Consider the following 19,510-nt stretch of genomic DNA (forward strand, 5'->3'; position numbering starts at 1 on the left):
ATTTTTTAAAGCCCGTAGGCTTGTGATATCAATCCTGCGAGTGCCCACACAGATTGTCTGATAAATTGTTAAAGAGCAGTGCCGCGATTTCTCAAGCGGCGCGGGATGCGTATATTACGCTTTCCGCATTTTCAGTCAAGCATTTATTTTTGCTTTTCTGAAGGTTGCTGTAAAAGCCACCTGCTTAACGCGACGCTTCGTAAGCCGTTGTGCCGTGTCAGTGGAGGCGCATTATAGGGAGTTCTTCCGGGCTGACAAGTGCTAATTTCGAATTATTTTCCGAGTGCTGATTTTTTCAGCGAAACCGTCTTAAACCGCCAGTTTTTCGAGCAGCGGAAAGCCATAACGCTGTAAAACGCCCGATAATTGCACAGCCTCTTCATCCATAGATGTACAAAATGCAATGTTGCTGCCAGCAGCGGCCGCATCAGGCGCCTCATGCTCAAGCAGCCAGACGGTACGCCTCGCTATAGCGGCACCGGAATCCACCAGCCGGGTGCCGTCCGGCAGGACCTGCTGCAGTTCATCGCGAAGCAGTGGAAAATGGGTGCAGCCCAGTACAACCGTATCTGGCGGCTCTTTCATACGCAGCCAGGGCTGCACTGCCCGGCGTACATCATCCAGTGATACTGGTTCCCCATGCAGCTTCGCTTCTGCCAGTTCAACCAGCTCAGCGGAGCCCAGCATCTCAATAGTGCATTCCCGGGCGAACTGTTTGACCAGTTCATGAGTATAAGGACGCTTTACCGTTCCCCGTGTTGCCAGCAGTCCAACCACTCCATTCCGTGTCAGACGCGCTGCCGGTTTGATTGCCGGCACTACGCCGACGACCGGAAATGCAAACCGTTCGCGCAGCGCCGGTAAAGAGACGGTGCTGGCGGAGTTGCAGGCAATAATGACTAATGCGAGCGGAAAACGCTGTGTGATGGCCGTGACCACTGCCACTACGCGTTCAACGATATACGTTTCCGTTTTTTCACCATAGGGAAACCCTTCGTTATCGAAAGCATAGAGATAGTGCAGGTCCGGCAGCAACTGCCGGACTTCATCATAGACGGAGAGCCCACCTACGCCGGAGTCAAAAACCAGCACGGTGGGACGGAGATCAGAAGCTGTAGCTGGCGCTAAGGTAGTATTCTCGTCCAGGGGTGCGATAGCCATAAACCGTCTCATAATCCTTATCCAACAGATTGGCAATTTTACCACGAACTGTCAGATGAGACGTGACCGGATACGCAGCTGCGAAATCGACCAGGGTATAACCTGGCATGCGCCGCTGTGTCGCTGCGTACTGGTTGGTATTGTTGTTGTAGCTTTTACCAAAATATTGCCAGGCGAGATCAAAATCGACATCCAGTGCCGTCCAGTCGAGCTGATACTTATATTGCTGACGGGAGCGGTGTGCCAGCACCTCATTATCCTGATCGCGGCGCGGATCGATATACTGCAGCGTAATGCGGTGAGTAAAGATGCCGGTATCCGCACTGCCGCTCCACTCAACGCCTTTTATCGTCGCTGACTGTACGTTGTAATACGTACCAACAAAGTTTTCATCGGCTCTGTAGTCAATCAGGTTATTGATCTTATTTTGATAAACGTAGAGGTGCCACTCCACCGGCCCGCTAAGTCCTTCAATACCGGTTTCAATTTGATGTGACTTCTCAGCCCGGAGAGCAGGGTTGGACGCGATAAACAGACGACTCTGTCCATACATCTGCCCCAGCGTAGGCGCCTGAAATGCGGTGCCGTAGGAGACAATCAGGCGATAATCAGGCATAAACGCCCATCCCGCTGCCGCCTGCCACGTGCCGTTCCAGCCAAACTGATTGTTGTCGTCACCGCGCAGGGCGCCTTCCAGCGTAATCGTATCGAACTGCTGCTGCGTGGTCAGGTAGTAACCGGTGTTATTACGCCTATAGCTGTCGGCATTGAACCGATCGCGGGACACCAGTTTTTGCTGCTGCCAGTCGATGCCGGCGCTGAGTGTGCCATTTGCCATGGCGACACTATTACCCCACTGCAGATTGCGCTGGCTCATATCATCCAGCGACGTGCCGGGACCATAAAGGCCAAGCGTGCTGGCATAGTTATAGTCTTTATAACGCTGGTGGCTGTAGGTCAATTCTGAAGAGTAGCGCTCCTCACTGAACTTCATGCCACCTTCATAGGTGTGATTATAAACCTGCCGTTTATCACTGCCGTCCTGATAGCCTGCATCATACGCACTATTATTACCGTAGCCATAGCCGCGAAAGAAGGCGGATAAACTGTCGCTGAAACGGTGATTCACACCGGCCCAGAACGTTTTACTGCGAAAGCCATCGCGATCGCCATCAACCGCGTACGCCGACTGTGGCTGGATGTTGTAGCCGCGCGTCGACTGAAAGGCTCCCGCTGCGGTTACCAGCGTATCTTCACCCACCTTTTGTCGCAGTGCAGCGTCATACTGCTGATAGCGATTTGAACCGAGGCCCGCCGTTATCTGTCCGCCTGGCTCGCTGTTCTCAGTGATTATGTTAATCACACCACCAATGGCATCGGCGCCGTAAACGGCGGAGCGTGGTCCGCGGATCAGCTCAATACGCTGAATCAACGCCAGCGGAATCTGGCTAAAGTCAGCGATCCCGGTGATCCCCGACTTCGCCAGCGGAATACCATCGATTAACACCAGCGTATGGCGCGCTTCCGCACCGCGGATATAGATGTAACTGGTCTGGCCCGGCCCGCCGTTTTGCGCAATATCCACACCCGGCAGGCGCCGCATGACATCCGTCAGCGATTTAGCCTGCCAGCGATCGATATCTTCCCGCGTGATCACCTCACCCGGTGCCAGCACGCTGCTGACCGGCTGCTGAAAGCGGTTAGCGGTGACAAGCTGCGTGTTATCATTTTGCCGGGCATAGCCAGAGGGCGCCCAGAGCGACAGCGCTGTTGCACTCAGGGCGCACAGCGATGCAGACGTTATTTTCATTGTTGTAGCATCCAAAAGATCGGGCCGGATGCCGCAGGCCTGAGATCGATAGCACGCGATGATCTCAGCGTTTGCGACGATACACCGGCAGGTCTTCGGGCTGAGAATCATAAATGGTGAAGACTTCCCGTCCGTCAGGACAGTGTCTGCCTGGGCGATCACCATGACATTCTTTTACCGCTGCGCGTCAGCTCCAGATTTGCACTGGATTCCCTTTTAACTCAATGAGGCCGGCGGCCGCAGTCTACGGTTAAGCCCGCTGCCGATCCACCCCTCCCGCTTTCTGACATTCGGTTGGGCTGGACATCAGCAGTTGAATGCCTACAATCGCCCGGCAAGCAGGCTTATTACCAGGATTGAAGATGACACCCGAACAGCTCCCGATTGACCAGTATGACGCGCAACTCGCTGAAAAAGTCAGCCGTTTAGAGGCGATGATGACCCCTTTCACCGCGCCTGACGTGGAGGTGTTCCGATCGCCGGTCAGTCACTACCGTATGCGCGCCGAGTTTCGCATCTGGCACGACGGTGACGACCTCTATCACATCATCTTCGACCAGGGGACCAAACAGCGCATTCGCGTGGACAGCTTCCCGGCCGCCAGCCAGTTGATTAACCAGATGATGCCTGAAATGATGGCAGCGATACGCGATAATCAGGTGCTGCGTTTCAAGCTATTCCAGATCGATTATCTCTCCACGATGAGCAACCAGATAGTGATCTCGCTGCTCTATCATCGCAAGCTAGGAGAAGAGTGGCATGCCGCCGCCAGCACACTGCGTGACCAGCTGCGCGCCAAAGGATTTGACGTGCAGCTGATTGGACGCGCCACCAAAACCAAAATTTGTCTGGATCGCGACTACGTGGATGAGCGTCTGCCGGTGGCGGGCAAAGAGATGATTTACCGCCAGGTGGAAAACAGCTTTACCCAGCCTAATGCCGCCATGAACATTCAGATGCTGGAGTGGGCGCTGGATGTTACGCAGCAGTCGCGGGGCGATCTGCTGGAGCTTTACTGCGGCAACGGCAACTTTTCGCTGGCGCTGGCGCGTAATTTCCGTCGCGTGCTGGCAACGGAGATTGCCAAACCTTCGGTGGCGTCGGCCCAGTACAATATCGCCGTGAACCAGATCGATAACGTGCAGATTATTCGTATGGCGGCAGAGGAATTTACACAAGCCATGAACGGCGTGCGCACCTTTAACCGGCTGGAAGGCATCGATCTCAGCAGCTATCAGTGCGAGACCATTTTTGTCGATCCGCCACGCAGCGGGCTGGATGATGAAACGGTAAAAATGGTGCAGGCGTATCCGCGCATTCTGTACATCTCCTGTAATCCGCAGACGCTGTGCGACAATCTGGCTGTACTGTCAGGCACGCATCAGATTGAGCGGCTGGCGCTGTTCGATCAGTTCCCCTATACCCACCATATGGAATGCGGCGTGGTGCTGACGCGTAAAGCATAAAAAAAGGGAACCCGCGGGTTCCCTTTTTATTACTGCCGGCTTCTGGCGCGACGGAAACGCGTGCCAATCCAGAACACCAGCGCCACCATCAGAATGACAGGAATGAAGTTTGAGCCGATATCCGGATATTCTGCACGCACCATGGCGCTGTAAACCAGGATGCCCAGCAGGAAAAATGCCGCGGCCAGTGACGGCATGCCGTCCGGCATATTGCGATTAAGATAACGCTGATGCAGGCACCATGCTGACAGCCCAAGCGCTATCAGCGGAAAAATGGAAAACGGCACAAAGGTACTGAACAGCGCCGAAAAGGAGCCATTGATTGCTAAACCAGTGATAAAAGCCAGTAATAACGTTCCTTTATCACGAGGATGCTGCTCAATCATTTCATTATCCTTATCACGTTACTTTTCAGGGATTTCCAGGGTTACCGCCAGCCGTTCTTGTTCCCGGCGATACCAGTAGTAGGCGCCTTTGGCGATCATACGCAGCTGCAGTACCAGCCGCTCTTCCAGCTTACGCCGCTGGTCAGAGTCGACATCCAGCGCTTCAGCACCGGCGCTAAAAACAATGGTCACCATTGCTTCAGCCTGCGCTTCGGTAAAGCTGCGCGGCATGCGGCTTTCCAGCTCCAGATAGTCAGCCAGTTCTGCGATAAAATGCTGAATCTCACGGGCAACAGCGGCGCGGAAGGCGGCAGACGTGCCGGAGCGTTCACGCAGCAGAAGCCGAAACGCATTCGGGTTGTTGCCGATGAACTCCATAAAGGTTGCCACCGACGTTTTAATGATGCTGCCACCTTTCGCGATACGCTGACGCGCCTGGCGCATCAGCTGGCGCAGCATCAGCCCGCTCTCATCAACCATGGTCAGTCCAAGCTCATCCACATCACGGAAGTGACGATAGAATGAGGTAGGGGCAATGCCGGCTTCACGTGCCACTTCGCGTAAACTCAGGCTGGCAAAACTCCTTTCTGCACTAAGCTGACTGAATGCAGCTTCAATCAGCGAACGTCTTGTACGTTCTTTTTGTTGCGCCCGAACGCCCATTTTTGCGGCCTTGTGAGTAATCAGGCGCTCACTATAACAAACTTTTCAGCGTACAGCCGGGCAAACTTTGTCACCGCCTGTTAACCTCACTGATTGTCAAACTTCTGCATTTTTCACTGTTAGAATTCAGATGTGCGCGGCGAGATGTTAGAATCTCGTTGTAAAAATGTATAGAAGAATAGGACGTACTGGTATGCAAAAGTCTTACGATTACGATGCCATTGTGATTGGCTCCGGTCCGGGCGGCGAAGGTGCGGCGATGGGGCTGGTCAAGCAGGGAGCGCGCATCGCAGTGATCGAACGCTACCACAACATTGGCGGCGGTTGTACACACTGGGGAACCATTCCCTCCAAAGCGCTGCGTCATGCTGTCAGCCGCATCATTGAATTTAATCAGAACCCGCTCTACAGCGATCACACCCGTCTTCTCCGCTCTTCGTTCGCTGACATACTCAATCACACCGAGAACGTTATCAGCCAGCAGACTGCCATGCGTCAGGGTTTTTATGAGCGCAACCGCTGCGAACTCTATCAGGGCGACGCGCACTTTGTGGATGCCAACACGATAGAGGTGGAGCAGCCTGATGGCACCCGCGAGCAGCTGACGGCAGAAAAATTTGTCATTGCCTGCGGCTCACGTCCCTACCATCCGGCCGACGTCGACTTTACGCATCCGCGCATTTACGATTCCGACTCCATTCTGAACCTGCATCATGAACCGGGTCATGTGATTATCTATGGTGCCGGCGTCATTGGTTGTGAATACGCCTCTATCTTCCGGGGTCTTAACGTCAAGGTCGATCTCATTAACACCCGCGATCGTCTGCTGGCGTTTCTCGATCAGGAGATGTCCGACTCTCTCTCTTACCACTTCTGGAACAGCGGCGTGGTGATCCGTCACAACGAGGAATTTGAGAAGATCGAAGGCGTCAGTGATGGCGTGATTATGCATCTGAAGTCAGGCAAAAAAGTGAAAGCGGATTGTCTGCTGTATGCCAATGGCCGGACCGGGAATACCGACTCGCTTTCGCTGGAGAACGTGGGTCTGGAAGCGGATGGACGCGGCCTGCTGAAAGTTAACAGCATGTATCAGACCGCGCAGCCGCACATTTATGCCGTGGGCGATGTGATTGGCTATCCGAGTCTGGCTTCCGCCGCTTACGATCAGGGACGCATTGCCGCTCAGGCGATCATCAAAGGTGAAGCGAGTGCGCATCTGATCGAAGATATCCCGACCGGTATCTATACCATCCCTGAAATCAGTTCAGTCGGAAAAACAGAGCAGCAGCTGACCGCGATGAAAGTGCCTTATGAAGTAGGCCGTGCGCAGTTTAAGCATCTGGCACGCGCGCAGATTGTTGGCATGCACGTCGGCAGCCTGAAAATCCTGTTTCACCGCGAGACAAAAGAGATTCTGGGGATCCACTGCTTTGGTGAGCGCGCGGCGGAGATTATTCACATCGGCCAGGCCATTATGGAGCAGAAAAACGGCGGTAACACGATTGAGTACTTCGTGAATACCACCTTTAACTACCCCACCATGGCTGAAGCCTATCGTGTAGCCGCGCTGAACGGATTAAACCGCCTGTTTTAACGCGGCGTCAAAATGGCCCTGCATATGGGTTTTGATTGCTTCTGCCAGCTGCTCATAGCGGCTGCGCAGAGGCGAACCCGGCCGGTAAACCAGTGCGATAGTGCGCTGCGGTACCGGTTTATAACAGGGCAGATAGCAGACGCCGTCGCGCACGCGCTCTTTAGGCACCGCCAGCGAAGGCAGTAGCGTAATGCCGCTGCCGGCCGCCACCATATTACGCAGCGTTTCCAGACTGGTGGCGCGGAAATGGGTATCTTCATCAGCGCCCGCCTCAAAGCAGAAGCCCATCGCCTGATCGCGCAGGCAGTGACCATCTTCCAGCATCAGCAGTTTTTCACCCGCCAGATCGGACATCGGGACGCGATCGCGATCGTGCCACGGGTGATCCTGGTAGACTGCCAGCTTCATGGACTCATCAAACAGCGGCACTTCAATAAAGGCTTCACTCTCTTTAACCAGCGCCAGAATAGCGCAGTCGAGTTTCCCGCTGTCGAGCTGTGCCAGCAGTTGCTGAGTCTGTGCCTCATGCAGATACATCTCCAGCTTCGGGAAAGTCTGATGCAGCATAGGAATAATATTGGGCAGCAGATAGGGGCCGGTCGTGGGGATCAGCCCGATATGCAGCGGTCCGGACATCGCTTCACCCTGCTGGCTGGCCATCTCTTTCAGGACCTTAACCTCACGCAGTACGGTTCGCGCCTGATCAACCAGCAGCAATCCTGCCTGGGTGAACAATACTTTACGGCTGGTACGTTCCAGCAGCATGACGCCCAGTTCATCTTCCAGCTTACGGATCTGCCCGCTCAGGGTCGGCTGACTGACATGACAGGCATCAGCGGCGCGGCGAAAATGGCGGTGTTCCGCAAGTGAAACCAGATACTCGAGATCGCGAATGTTCATTAATATCCTCCAAACCACGATAGCCCGTGGCGATAGATAGAATAGCAACGAACGATTGGCCCTATCAAGACATGCACGGGAATAATAGCGCTCTCTGATTTAAGCCCATGCATTTGTAGAGAAATTTATTTATTTGCTGAACGTGTACCGGGCCTGAACGCTTTTATAAAAAACGCTTTTTATGCAGCAAATCTGTTTTGCTGAACCCAATCACTGTGCTGGCGGGGAGTGCCGGTACGCTGATGATGTGCCTATAAAAATATGCAATTCCGAAGCCAGAGGTTGGCGGGCTTTTTTATAAAGCCCGCTTTTTTTATGGCGCATCAAACCAGCGGCAGCGGCCGGAATTAGCTATTGCAGGCGCGCCTGTGCTTCACGGATTGCCAGGGCGACCTGCTGCGGTGCAACACCGCCGCGCGCGTTACGCTTGTCGAGGCAGGACTGCAGCGAAAGCACCGGATAAACATCCTCTTCAATGACGTCACTGAACTGTTTTAGCTGTGCCAGGCTCAGTGCCTCCAGCGCCACGCCATGCTGGATAGCCGCGACCACCGCCTCTCCCACAATATGGTGCGCCTCGCGGAACGGCACGCCTTTCGCAACCAGATAGTCTGCCAGCTCGGTGGCATTGGCGTAGCCCTGCTCAGCGGCTTCCTGACAACGCGGACGTTTAACCTGAATGCCGTCCAGAACCAGCACTGACATATGCAGACAGTCGAGCCAGGTATCCAGCGCGTCAAACAGCCCCTCTTTATCTTCCTGCATATCTTTGTTGTAGGCCAGCGGCAGGCCTTTTAGCGTCATCATCATGCCGGTCAGTGCGCCCTGTACACGGCCGCATTTACCGCGGATCAGCTCCAGCGCATCAGGGTTTTTCTTTTGCGGCATCAGCGAGGAGCCTGACGTCACTTTATCGGACAGCTCGACGAAACCCGCCTCGCCCGTATTAAAGAAAATCAGGTCTTCCGCAAAGCGCGACAGGTGCACCATGCCGATTGACGCGTCAGAGAGCAGTTCCAGCACGTGATCGCGATCGGATACGGTATCCAGGCTATTACGCGTTGCCGACGCAAAACCGAGCCAGCCCGCCAGCTGTTCGCGGTCAATCTCATAAGCGGTACCAGCCAGCGCTCCGCAGCCCAGCGGGCTGACATCCAGCCGCTTCAGCGTATCCTGCAGGCGGCTCTCGTCACGCGCCAGCATTTCGGTATACGCCAGACACCAGTGGGCAAACGTCACCGGCTGCGCGCGCTGCAGATGCGTATAGCCCGGCATGACGGCATCCTGATTCGCTTCTGCCGTTGTCACCAGCGCACGCTGCAGCTGACGCGTGGCATCCAGCAGCAGTGCAACCTGCTCTTTACACCAGAGCTTCAGATCGGTGGCAACCTGGTCGTTACGGCTGCGTCCGGTATGCAGCTTTTTACCCAGCGCGCCGACCTTATCGATCAGTTTGCCCTCGACCCAGCTGTGAATATCTTCTGCATCGCTTTCAAGGATCTGCGACGGATTAGCACGTACGTCCGCCAGCAGTTCGTTCAGCGCTGCTTCAAGCTGCTGCTGTTCCGCCTGGGTTAAAACGTTTACGGTTACCAGCGCTTTTGACCACGCCACAGAGCCGGTGATGTCCTGCTCCGCCAGGCGATAATCAAAACGCAGTGAATCATTAAACTGTTTAAACCGCTGATCTGCTGCCTGCGAAAACCGTCCGCCCCAAAGTGCCATCTGCTTGCTCCTGAAATCGTGTTGAAAAAGGCGGCCTGAGCCGCCCTTGCATAACTGCTGCTGCGTGCTTACTTCTTCTGCTCGTTCAGCGCACGAATGCGTGAAGAGAGGGAGAACAGGCGAATAAAGCCGCCCGCGTGACGATGGTCATACACTTCATCTTCACCAAAGGTAGCGAACTCTTCTGAGTAGAGGCTGTTAGCAGATTTTTTCTGAATCGCCGTTGCCTGACCTTTGTAGAGCTGCAGAACCACTTCGCCGTTAACCTCTTCCGCCAGCGAGGCTGCCGCTGCCTGAATAGACTGGCGCAGCGGTGCGAACCAGCGACCATCATAAACCACGTAAGACATCTCCTGACCCAGCTGCTCACGCCATTTGAAGCTGTCGCGATCCAGCACCAGCTGCTCAACCGCACGCAGTGCGTTCACCATGATAGTACCGCCGGGGGTTTCATAGCAGCCGCGTGATTTAATGCCGACCAGACGGTTTTCCACGATATCGATCCGGCCAACGCCATGTTTTGCACCCAGTACATTCAGTTTTTCCAGGCACTGGAACGGGCTCAGCTGCTCGCCGTTCACGGCAACCACACAGCCTTTTTCAACGGTCACGGTGACATTTTCCGGCTGGTCTGGCGCATCAAGCGGATCCACGGTCCATACCCAGCAATCTTTATTGGGTGCGTTCCACGGGCTTTCCAGCACGCCACCTTCGGTGGAGATGTGCCATGCGTTCTCATCACGGCTGTAGATCTTCTCCAGCGACGCGGTCGTCGGGATATTGCGCTCTTTCAGATAGTCGAGCAGCGCCTCACGCGAACGCAGATCCCACTCGCGCCATGGCGCAACAACTTTAAGCTGCGGTGCCAGCGCGGTATAGGTAGTTTCGAAACGCACCTGGTCGTTGCCTTTGCCGGTTGCGCCGTGGCACAGCGCGTCAGCACCCACTTTCAGCGCCAGTTCAACCTGCGCTTTAGCAATGATAGGACGCGCCATGGACGTGCCCAGCAGGTAGGTGCCTTCATACAGAGCACCGGTCTGCAGCACCGGATAGACGTAATCGCTGATGAACTCTTCACGCAGATCCACTACGTGACATTCAGATGCGCCCGACTGCAGCGCTTTTTTCTCAACGCCTTCCAGATCGGCCGGATCCTGACCAATATTGGCAACAAACGCCACCACTTCACAGCCGCCGTAGTTCTCTTTCAGCCATGGAATGATGGCTGACGTATCGAGGCCGCCTGAGTAGGCCAGAACGATTTTTTTAATGTTTTGCGTGCTCATGTCTTAATCCTTGATTATGCGAGAATCCGGGTGCCAATCGACACGCCGTTGAAAAGGGTTGGCAGCTGCTCAGCATGACGCCAGCTGGCGATATCGACCGGACGGCCCAGCGTGCGTGCGGCATCCAGTGCGGCGTTGACTTTAACAATCATGCCGTCGGTAATAATGCCCTGCGCAATCAGCTGTTCCGCTTTTGCTGCGGTCATTTCAGCAATGCGCTGGCCTTTACCGTCGAGAATGCCGCTGACATCGGAGAGCAGCACCAGATCGGCGCCGATGGTCGCTGCCAGCGCGGTGGCTGCCTGATCGGCATTCACATTCATCAGCGCCCCGCCGGCGGTGATGCCAATCGAACTGATAACCGGCATATAGCCTGCATTCAGCAGCGTGTTCAGCAGCGCAGGGTTGCCCGGCGTGGCCTGTCCGACATGCCCCAGCGCTTCGTCAAACTGCGCGACGTTGACCAGTCCGGCATCGCCCAGGCACAGCCCGACGGCGTTAATACCGTAACGGGTCGCCCACGCCAGCAGCGTTTTGTTCGCTGTACCCGCCAGCGCGCCGGTAATGATGTCAATCTGATCGGCAGGCGTCACGCGCAGGCCATCTTTCTTTTGCACCGGCAGCGCGAGCTTTTTCATCAGCTCGTCAACCAGACAGCCGCCGCCGTGCACAATCACCAGCGGACGCTGATGTTCATTACGGTACGCCAGCAACGCATCAAACAGCCGGGCCAGTGCTTCTTCGCTATCCAGCAGTACGCCACCCAGTTTAATGATCAGTGGATTGCTCATGGTTACGTTATCCGTCCGTTAAATCAGAGAGAGCGTTTCAGGGAAACCGAAACGAATATTGAGACACTGAATCGCCTGTGATGACGCGCCTTTTAACAGGTTATCTTCTGCCGCGACCACAATCAGATGTTCGTCCTGCACGGCAAAACCGATATCGCAGAATGGCAGACCCACTACCGCTTTCAGCGCCGGGACACCGTTGTCATAGAGACGCACCAGCGGCTTGTCGTGATAGGCCGCATAAAAGGCGTCGGTCACATCCTGCTGCGTAATGCCCGCTTTCAGACGGCAGGTAATGGTTGCCAGAATACCGCGGGGAAAATTACCCAGATGCGGCGTAAAAATAACCGGCGCGCCAAGATGGGCAACAATTTCCGGATGATGACGATGGTTAAACAGGCCATAGGGCTGCAGGCTCACTTCGCAAAAGCTGGTCGCGACGCTGGCTTTACGCCCGGCTCCGCTGACGCCGCTGGTGGCGTTGATAACCGGCCACTGTGCGTCATTCAGCAGATCCGCTTTAAGCAGCGGTTTCAGCGCCAGCTGTGCCGCCGTGGGATAACATCCAGGCACTGCCACCAGCTGCGCTTCTTTAATGCGCTCGTGATTCCACTCAGCCAGACCATATACTGCGTTATCCAGCCACGCCTGATGCTGATGACTGAAGCCGTAGTAACGGGTGTAAAACGCCTCATCATTGACCCGGAATGCGCCTGACAGATCGAAGACCACACAGCCTGCTTTCAGAAATTCAGGCGCCAGATCGTGGCTGACTTCATGCGCCGTCGCAAGGAACACCACATCGACTTTCTCTGCCCACGCCGCCGGATCGCTCAGCGGCTGCAGCGGCAAATCAACGATGCCTTTCAGCTGCGGATGAAGATCGGAGAGCAATTTTCCGGCATCCGGGCTTTGCGCTGAAACCGCTAAAGCGGTTATGTTCATATGCGGATGGCGATTCAGGTAAGTGGCAAGCTCTACGCCAGCATAACCACTGGCACCAACGATCAGCGTATTCAACATCAGGCTGTATACCTTTTTACAGTCAACGTATCGGGTCGCGGCCGTGCCCCGTTGCCCACGATGCCGTTTGCACTTTTTCAGTTCACATGCAGACGACGTTAATGTATTTTTATTCACTATTAGTGCATGAATATTGATACATCCTAACCTAAGGACCGTCAACAGTGAAGTCAAAAATTCCACCTTTTATCGAACTCTACCGCCAGTTGATCGCCTCACCATCAATCAGCGCAACCGACAGCGCGCTTGACCAGAGCAACGAAAGTTTAATCAATTTGCTGGCGGGCTGGTTCCGCGATCTGGGCTTCAGCGTTGAAGTTCAGCCGGTACCGGGTACGCGCCATAAGTTCAACCTGCTGGCACGCAGCGGTGAAGGCGCAGGCGGACTGCTGCTGGCGGGCCATACTGACACCGTGCCCTTTGATGACGGGCGCTGGACGCGCGACCCCTTTGTGCTGACTGAACATGACAATAAACTTTACGGACTGGGCACGGCAGACATGAAAGGCTTCTTCGCCTTTATTCTCGATGCGCTGCGCGATGTTGACGTCACTACGCTCAAAAAACCGCTCTATGTGCTGGCGACCGCCGATGAAGAGACCACCATGGCGGGTGCAAAATATTTCGCTGAGTCTGCACAGCTGCGCCCCGACTGCGCCATTATCGGTGAGCCGACCTCGCTCAAACCCGTGCGCGCCCACAAAGGCCATCTATCACACGCTATCCGCATTGAGGGTCAGTCAGGCCACTCCAGCGATCCGGCGCGCGGCGTGAATGCGATTGAGCTGATGCATGCATCCATTACAGAATTGATGAAGCTGCGTCATACCCTGAAAGAGCGCTATCACCACGATGGCTTTGCCATTCCTTATCCGACCATGAACTTTGGTCATATTCATGGCGGTGACGCGGCTAACCGCATCTGCGCCTGCTGCGAACTGCATATGGATATCCGGCCGCTGCCGGGTCTGAGCCTGAACGATCTGGATGGCTTACTGAATGAAGCGCTGGCCCCGGTGAGCGCCCGCTGGCCCGGCCGTCTGACCGTAAGCGAACTGCATCCGCCTATCCCGGGCTATGAATGTCCGGCTGACCATGAGCTGGTCACGGTGGTGGAAAAACTGCTGGGTGTGCCGACGGAAGTGGTTAACTACTGTACCGAAGCGCCGTTTATTCAGCAGCTCTGTCCGACGCTGGTGCTGGGGCCGGGTTCAATTGAACAGGCGCATCAGCCAGATGAATTTATCGATACCGCATTTATTAAGCCCACTCATGCGCTGATCACGCAGGTTGTGCAGCATTTTTGTCACTGATAGATAATCTGCGGGGCATTTCACTGTTTAATCAGCAAAATGCCCCGTCATTATCTGGCGTTTGCTGATAAGAATAACTTATCTCTCTTCTTACCCGATAAAACTTATCACTTTCCGCACGTTAGCCGCCTGTTTTCGCCAGTTCAGGCTAATTGACGGAGTTCACAAATCGTGGCTAGATAAAAGATGATGTTATACCCGCTGGTTGGGTCCAGGGGGGTTAAAAGACGATAAGGGTGTCAGGGTCAAATGAACGAACAATATTCCGCAATGCGAAGTAATGTCAGTATGCTCGGCAAACTGCTCGGGGATACGATAAAGGATGCACTGGGAGAGAACATTCTCGATCGGGTGGAAACCATCCGCAAACTCTCTAAGTCATCCCGTGCAGGAAATGACTCTCATCGCAGGGAGCTGCTGTCAACGCTGCAGAACCTTTCTAATGATGAGCTATTGCCGGTGGCCCGCGCCTTTAGTCAGTTTCTTAACCTTACCAACGTGGCTGAACAGTATCAGACCATTTCACGCAGCGGCGATGGCGCTAACCATCCGGAGCTGCTGAAAAAAACGTTTGAACGTCTGAAGCAGCAGGGCGATCTCAGCGAAATGGCTATTCGTCAGGCGATTGAAGAGCTGTCGCTGGAGCTGGTGCTGACCGCCCATCCCACTGAAATTACCCGCCGCACCCTGATCCACAAGCTCGGTGAAGTCAACAGCTGCCTTGAGCAGCTCGATCATGCCGATATCACCGACTATGAGCGTAATCAGGTGATGCGTCGCCTGCGACAGCTGGTGGCGCAGGCATGGCATACGGATGAGATCCGCAAATACCGTCCGACCCCGGTTGATGAAGCGAAATGGGGCTTCGCCGTCGTAGAAAACAGCCTGTGGGAAGGGGTCCCCGCGTTTCTGCGTGAACTGAATGAACAGGTCGAAGAGACGTTTGGCATTCAGCTGCCGGTAGATTTTGTGCCGATTAAATTCACCTCCTGGATGGGTGGCGATCGCGACGGCAACCCCAACGTGACGGCCCCCATCACCCGCCACGTTATGCAGCTGAGCCGCTGGAAAGCAGCCGATCTCTTCCTGCGCGACGTGGGTGTGCTGATCTCTGAGCTGTCGATGTCGGAGTGCAGCGACGAGGTACGCGTGCTGTGCGGCGATCCGGAGGCAATTGAACCTTACCGTATGATCCTGAAACGCATGCGCAGCCAGCTGATGAACACGCAGGCGTATCTGGAGCAGCGTCTGAAAGGCGAACGCCTGCCGCGGCCTGCCGATCTGCTGGTCTCCAATGAGCAGCTCTGGCAGCCGCTGTTTGCTATTTATCAGTCGCTGCAGCAGTGCGGCATGAGCATTATCGCCAATGGTCAGCTGCTGGACACGCTGCGCCGGGTGAAGTGCTTTGGCGTGCCGCTGGTGCGTATTGATCTCCGCCAGGAGAGTACCCGTCATACCGAAGCGCTGGCTGAAGTCACGCGCTATCTGGGTCTTGGCGATTATGAAAGCTGGTCAGAAGCGGACAAACAGGCGTTTCTGATCCGCGAACTGAATTCCAAACGCCCGCTGCTGCCGCGCCAGTGGGAGCCCGGCGACAACACGCGTGAAGTGCTGGAAACCTGTAAAGTTGCCGCCGAGGCGCCGCAGGGTTCAATCGCGGCCTACGTGATCTCTATGGCTAAGACCCCTTCTGATGTGCTGGCAGTGCATCTGCTGCTGAAAGAGGCGGGTATCCCCTATGCCATGCCGGTCGCACCGCTGTTTGAAACGCTGGATGACCTGAACAACGCTAACGATGTGATGACACAGCTGCTGAACATCGACTGGTATCGCGGCTTTATCAACGGCAAACAGATGGTGATGATTGGCTATTCCGACTCGGCAAAAGACGCCGGCGTAATGGCCGCCAGCTGGGCGCAATATCAGGCGCAGGACGCGCTGATCAAGACCTGTGAAAAAGCGGGTATTACTCTGACGCTGTTCCACGGTCGCGGCGGCTCCATCGGTCGCGGCGGCGCGCCTGCGCACGCGGCCCTGCTTTCTCAGCCGCCGGGTAGCCTTAAAGGTGGCCTGCGCGTGACCGAACAGGGCGAGATGATCCGCTTCAAATATGGTTTACCGGAAGTCACCATCGCCAGCCTGTCGCTCTATACCGGGGCCATTCTGGAAGCGAACCTGATGCCGCCGCCGGAGCCTGCACAGGAATGGCAGGAGATCATGAACGGGCTTTCTGCACACTCCTGCGCCATGTATCGTGGCTATGTACGGGAAAATCCTGACTTTGTCCCCTACTTCCGTTCTGCCACGCCGGAGCAGGAGCTGGGCAAACTGCCGCTGGGTTCGCGCCCGGCTAAACGTCGTCCGACCGGGGGCGTTGAATCCCTGCGCGCCATTCCGTGGATCTTCGCCTGGACGCAAAATCGTCTGATGCTGCCAGCCTGGCTCGGTGCCGGTGCAGCGCTGCAGAAAGCGATGGATGAAGGGCACCAGGATCAGCTGGAAACGATGTGCCGCGACTGGCCATTCTTCTCTACCCGCCTGGGGATGCTGGAGATGGTTTTCTCCAAAGCTGACCTGTGGCTGGCAGAATATTACGATCAGCGCCTGGTCGACAAAGCACTCTGGCCGCTGGGTAAACAGCTGCGCGATCAGCTGGAAGCTGACATTAAAGCGGTGCTGACCATCGCAAATGATGCGCATCTGATGGCGGATCAGCCGTGGATTGCCGAATCAATCGCGCTGCGCAACGTGTATACCGATCCCCTGAACGTGTTGCAGGCAGAGCTGCTGCAGCGCGCCCGCGCACAGGAAGCGCGCGGTGACGAACCGGATGCACGGGTTGAGCAGGCGCTGATGGTAACCATCGCCGGCGTGGCCGCCGGTATGCGCAACACCGGTTAGCCGGGACAAAAAAGGAGCCTCAGGCTCCTTTTTTAATCCTCGTTGCTGCGGGATGAATCAAAGCAGCTGGGCCAGGCGATTCAGATCCGACTGCAGCGCGCCAGCGGTCACGTCGCGTCCTGCACCGGGACCACGGATCACCAGCGGATTATCACGATACCAGCGGCTTTCAATAGCAAAAACGTTATCGCACGGCAGCAGCGCCGCCAGCGGATGTTCCGCCCGCACTGCTTCTACGCCAACGCGGGCTTTGCCGCTGGCATCGAAGCGCGCCACATAGCGCAGCACGAGGCCCAGCTCCTGCGCCGCTTCATAGCGCTGCAGCATCTGATTATTCAGCTCGTCAGCGTTTTCAAAAAAGTGATCAACCGATTCTGCTTCGCAGTCGGCTGGTACCAGCGACTCTACCCGCACCTGATCCGGTTCGATATCATAGCCCGCCTCACGCGCCAGGATCACCAGCTTGCGCTTCACATCCTGTCCGGAGAGATCAACGCGCGGATCGGGTTCCGTCAGCCCCTGCTGCCACGCCTGATCCACCAGCTCGCTAAAGGGAACGCTGCCGTCAAACTGCAAAAACAGCCATGACAGCGTGCCGGAGAATATGCCGCTAATAGAGAGTATCGTGTCACCGCTTTCACGCAGATCGCGTACCGTATGGTTAACCGGCAGACCGGCACCTACCGTTGCGTTATAAAGCCAGTGACGCCCGGTTTTGGCGAATGCATCGCGGATCTGACGCCAGCTCTGGCTGTCTGATGCGCCGGCCACTTTATTCGCACTGATCACGTGAAAACCGTGGCTGGCAAAATCGAGATACTGCTGCGCCAGCGGTGCACTGGCGGTCACGTCAAGCACCACCAGGTCATCAAACGGATGCGCGCACATCCACAGGAACAGCGACTCCTCATCCAGCGTCTGCGCTTCATCATCGAAAAAGGCCAGCGTGCGGCTGGCATCCAGCCCTTCGTAACTCAGCAGGCTGCGGCGGCTGTCAGCCACGCCGGCCAGCACAAACTCGAAGCCGGTGCGGGCGGAGAGGGTCTCCTGCTCGCGGGCAAACAGCTCCAGCCAGCGCGCGCCGATATTGCCCTTTCCAAACAGCATCAGGCCAATGCGCTTTTCTGCGCGAAACAGCGACTGATGTAATCCCTGAATCAGATGTGCGCTCGGCCCTGTGCGCAGCACCGCGACCAGGCTGATATGCTCTTCTGACTGCCAGACAAACTCAACCGGCTGATCTTTGATCTGCTGCCAGAAACGGTGGCTGTGCAGCGGGTTACGCGTTACGCCGGCGCCTACCAGTGCCACCAGCGCCATGCCATCGCGCAGCTGCAGATGGCCCGGCAGGGCCGCATCCTGTAACAGCGTAAAGGCGCTGTTCACCACTTCAGCGGTATAGCAGAGCTGCAGCAGACGACGATCGGGATGCAGGCCGCTTGCCAGCGGACGCAGCTGGGCACGCTTCAGCAGCTGATCGATCTCTTTTTGCTGCGTGGCAAAGTCGTGACCTTCAGAAAGCTGGATCTCCACCAGACAGACATCGTCGTGACTGGTGACAATCCGCGCGCCGGTGCCGGAAGCAAGCACACGCTCAATACGCGTTGATCCCTGCTCAGGCTGATAGCTGCAGCGCAGCTGTAAATCGATATCGCTGCTGGAGACGGGCTGCAGCGTACGCGTATGCAGTACCGGTGCCGCCAGGCGCGCCAGCTCACTGGCTTCATCCAGTCGCAGCAGCGGCAGCAGGCAGGCATCAGAAACTTTGCGCGGATCGGCGCTATAGACGCCGGCCACATCGCTCCAGATCGTGACGCGTCCCGCCCCGGCGAGCGCACCAATCTGGGTGGCAGAATAGTCAGACCCATTGCGGCCCAGCAGCACGGTTTCACCCGCCTCGTTACGACTGATAAACCCGGTCACCACCAGACGTTTATGCGGATGCTGTGTCAGCAGCGCCTGCAGCAGCGGCCAGGATTTACCCTCATCCACCTGTGGCTGAGCGGCGCGTTCAGCCCGCAGGAAATCACGCGCGTCCAGCCAGGTGGCGTCAATATCGCGCTGACTCAGTACTGCAGCCATCAGGCGCGCTGACCAGATTTCGCCATGCCCGACGACTTCCGCATATACCGCTTCGGTTATCGCGCCATCCAGCAGCGCCGCCAGCCGCTCCAGATCGCGGATAAAGAGGCTGGTCAGGCGGTCGGCCGCTTCAGCCGGCAGCAGGGCAGCAATCAGATCGCTATGGTAGCGGCGAAGCGTCTGTTGCACCTGATGCGCAGAGAGGCGATCGCTCTGACTCAGCTTCAGCCAGCTGATCAGCTGATTCGTGGTGCTGCCTGCGGCAGAGACCACCATCAGATCGCCTGGCTGACTGTAATCAGCCATAATGGCCGCTACACGCTGGTAGCAGCTGGCATCCGCCAGGCTGCTGCCACCAAATTTATGCAACTGCTTCGTCGGCGTTCCCGCGCCAGCTGTACTGGTCATG

General features: G+C 56.1%; 14 protein-coding genes and 1 riboswitch. Of the genes, 4 read left to right on the top strand and 10 right to left on the bottom strand.

Going from position 1 to position 19,510, the window contains the following annotated elements; genetic code table 11:
• Positions 1-309 precede the first annotated feature (309 nt).
• Together murI and btuB are read right to left on the bottom strand one after the other, a co-directional pair.
• Entirely contained in the window at positions 310-1,161 is an 852-nt protein-coding gene (murI, locus tag SB719_RS15390; protein ID WP_065648463.1) for a glutamate racemase, read from the bottom strand.
• Positions 1,106-2,971: a TonB-dependent vitamin B12 receptor BtuB gene (gene btuB / locus SB719_RS15395; protein WP_412159390.1), complete on the bottom strand. Its 1,866-nt coding sequence runs from the start codon at positions 2,969-2,971 to the stop codon at positions 1,106-1,108. Before btuB ends, murI begins: the two co-directional genes overlap by 56 nt.
• A gap of 68 nt (positions 2,972-3,039) precedes the next feature.
• A riboswitch (cobalamin riboswitch) is annotated at positions 3,040-3,221 on the bottom strand.
• Between the two features lie 112 nt (positions 3,222-3,333).
• Between btuB and trmA the strand changes: the two genes are divergently transcribed.
• Positions 3,334-4,437: a tRNA (uridine(54)-C5)-methyltransferase TrmA gene (gene trmA / locus SB719_RS15400; protein WP_304234604.1), complete on the top strand. Its 1,104-nt coding sequence runs from the start codon at positions 3,334-3,336 to the stop codon at positions 4,435-4,437.
• A 29-nt stretch (positions 4,438-4,466) separates the two neighbouring features.
• Here the strand turns inward: trmA and SB719_RS15405 are convergent, their stop codons facing one another.
• Complete coding sequence (locus SB719_RS15405) at positions 4,467-4,823, bottom strand: YijD family membrane protein (protein WP_065648460.1); 357 nt, start codon at positions 4,821-4,823, stop codon at positions 4,467-4,469.
• Positions 4,824-4,841: 18 nt separating this feature from the next.
• On the bottom strand, positions 4,842-5,486 hold the full coding sequence (fabR, locus tag SB719_RS15410) for an HTH-type transcriptional repressor FabR (protein ID WP_039381154.1): 645 nt from the start codon (positions 5,484-5,486) through the stop codon (positions 4,842-4,844).
• Between the two features lie 193 nt (positions 5,487-5,679).
• On the opposite strand from fabR, the gene sthA reads away from it, so the two are divergent.
• Entirely contained in the window at positions 5,680-7,080 is a 1,401-nt protein-coding gene (gene sthA, locus SB719_RS15415; RefSeq protein WP_039381156.1) for a Si-specific NAD(P)(+) transhydrogenase, read from the top strand.
• On the opposite strand, the gene oxyR is transcribed toward sthA, so the two are convergent.
• The 5 genes from oxyR to argC form a co-directional block, all read right to left on the bottom strand.
• On the bottom strand, positions 7,063-7,980 hold the full coding sequence (gene oxyR, locus SB719_RS15420; RefSeq protein WP_412159391.1) for a DNA-binding transcriptional regulator OxyR: 918 nt from the start codon (positions 7,978-7,980) through the stop codon (positions 7,063-7,065). The genes sthA and oxyR overlap by 18 nt on opposite strands.
• Before the next feature lie 351 nt (positions 7,981-8,331).
• A complete protein-coding gene (argH, locus tag SB719_RS15425; protein WP_292974295.1) occupies positions 8,332-9,705 on the bottom strand; it encodes an argininosuccinate lyase in 1,374 nt (457 codons plus the stop codon).
• 68 nt (positions 9,706-9,773) lie between these two features.
• Entirely contained in the window at positions 9,774-10,991 is a 1,218-nt protein-coding gene (locus tag SB719_RS15430) for an argininosuccinate synthase (RefSeq protein WP_292974293.1), read from the bottom strand.
• Between the two features lie 14 nt (positions 10,992-11,005).
• Entirely contained in the window at positions 11,006-11,782 is a 777-nt protein-coding gene (gene argB / locus SB719_RS15435; protein ID WP_292974291.1) for an acetylglutamate kinase, read from the bottom strand.
• 18 nt (positions 11,783-11,800) lie between these two features.
• Entirely contained in the window at positions 11,801-12,805 is a 1,005-nt protein-coding gene (gene argC / locus SB719_RS15440; RefSeq protein WP_039381168.1) for an N-acetyl-gamma-glutamyl-phosphate reductase, read from the bottom strand.
• 164 nt (positions 12,806-12,969) lie between these two features.
• Between argC and argE the strand changes: the two genes are divergently transcribed.
• Together argE and ppc are read left to right on the top strand one after the other, a co-directional pair.
• The gene (gene argE, locus SB719_RS15445; protein WP_065648456.1) at positions 12,970-14,118 is read left to right on the top strand and encodes an acetylornithine deacetylase; all 1,149 of its coding nucleotides are present in this window, start codon (positions 12,970-12,972) and stop codon (positions 14,116-14,118) included.
• A gap of 249 nt (positions 14,119-14,367) precedes the next feature.
• Positions 14,368-17,019 carry a phosphoenolpyruvate carboxylase gene (ppc, locus tag SB719_RS15450; RefSeq protein ID WP_065648455.1) on the top strand — a complete coding sequence of 884 codons (2,652 nt, stop codon included), beginning with the start codon at positions 14,368-14,370 and terminating at the stop codon, positions 17,017-17,019.
• Positions 17,020-17,076: 57 nt separating this feature from the next.
• Here the strand turns inward: ppc and SB719_RS15455 are convergent, their stop codons facing one another.
• The gene (locus tag SB719_RS15455; RefSeq protein ID WP_412159392.1) at positions 17,077-19,509 is read right to left on the bottom strand and encodes a bifunctional aspartate kinase/homoserine dehydrogenase II; all 2,433 of its coding nucleotides are present in this window, start codon (positions 19,507-19,509) and stop codon (positions 17,077-17,079) included.
• Position 19,510: the final 1 nt, after the last annotated feature.

It is taken from the genome of Pantoea sp. SIMBA_079, from assembly GCF_046940275.1.
Taxonomy (GTDB): Bacteria; Pseudomonadota; Gammaproteobacteria; order Enterobacterales; family Enterobacteriaceae; genus Pantoea; species Pantoea borealis.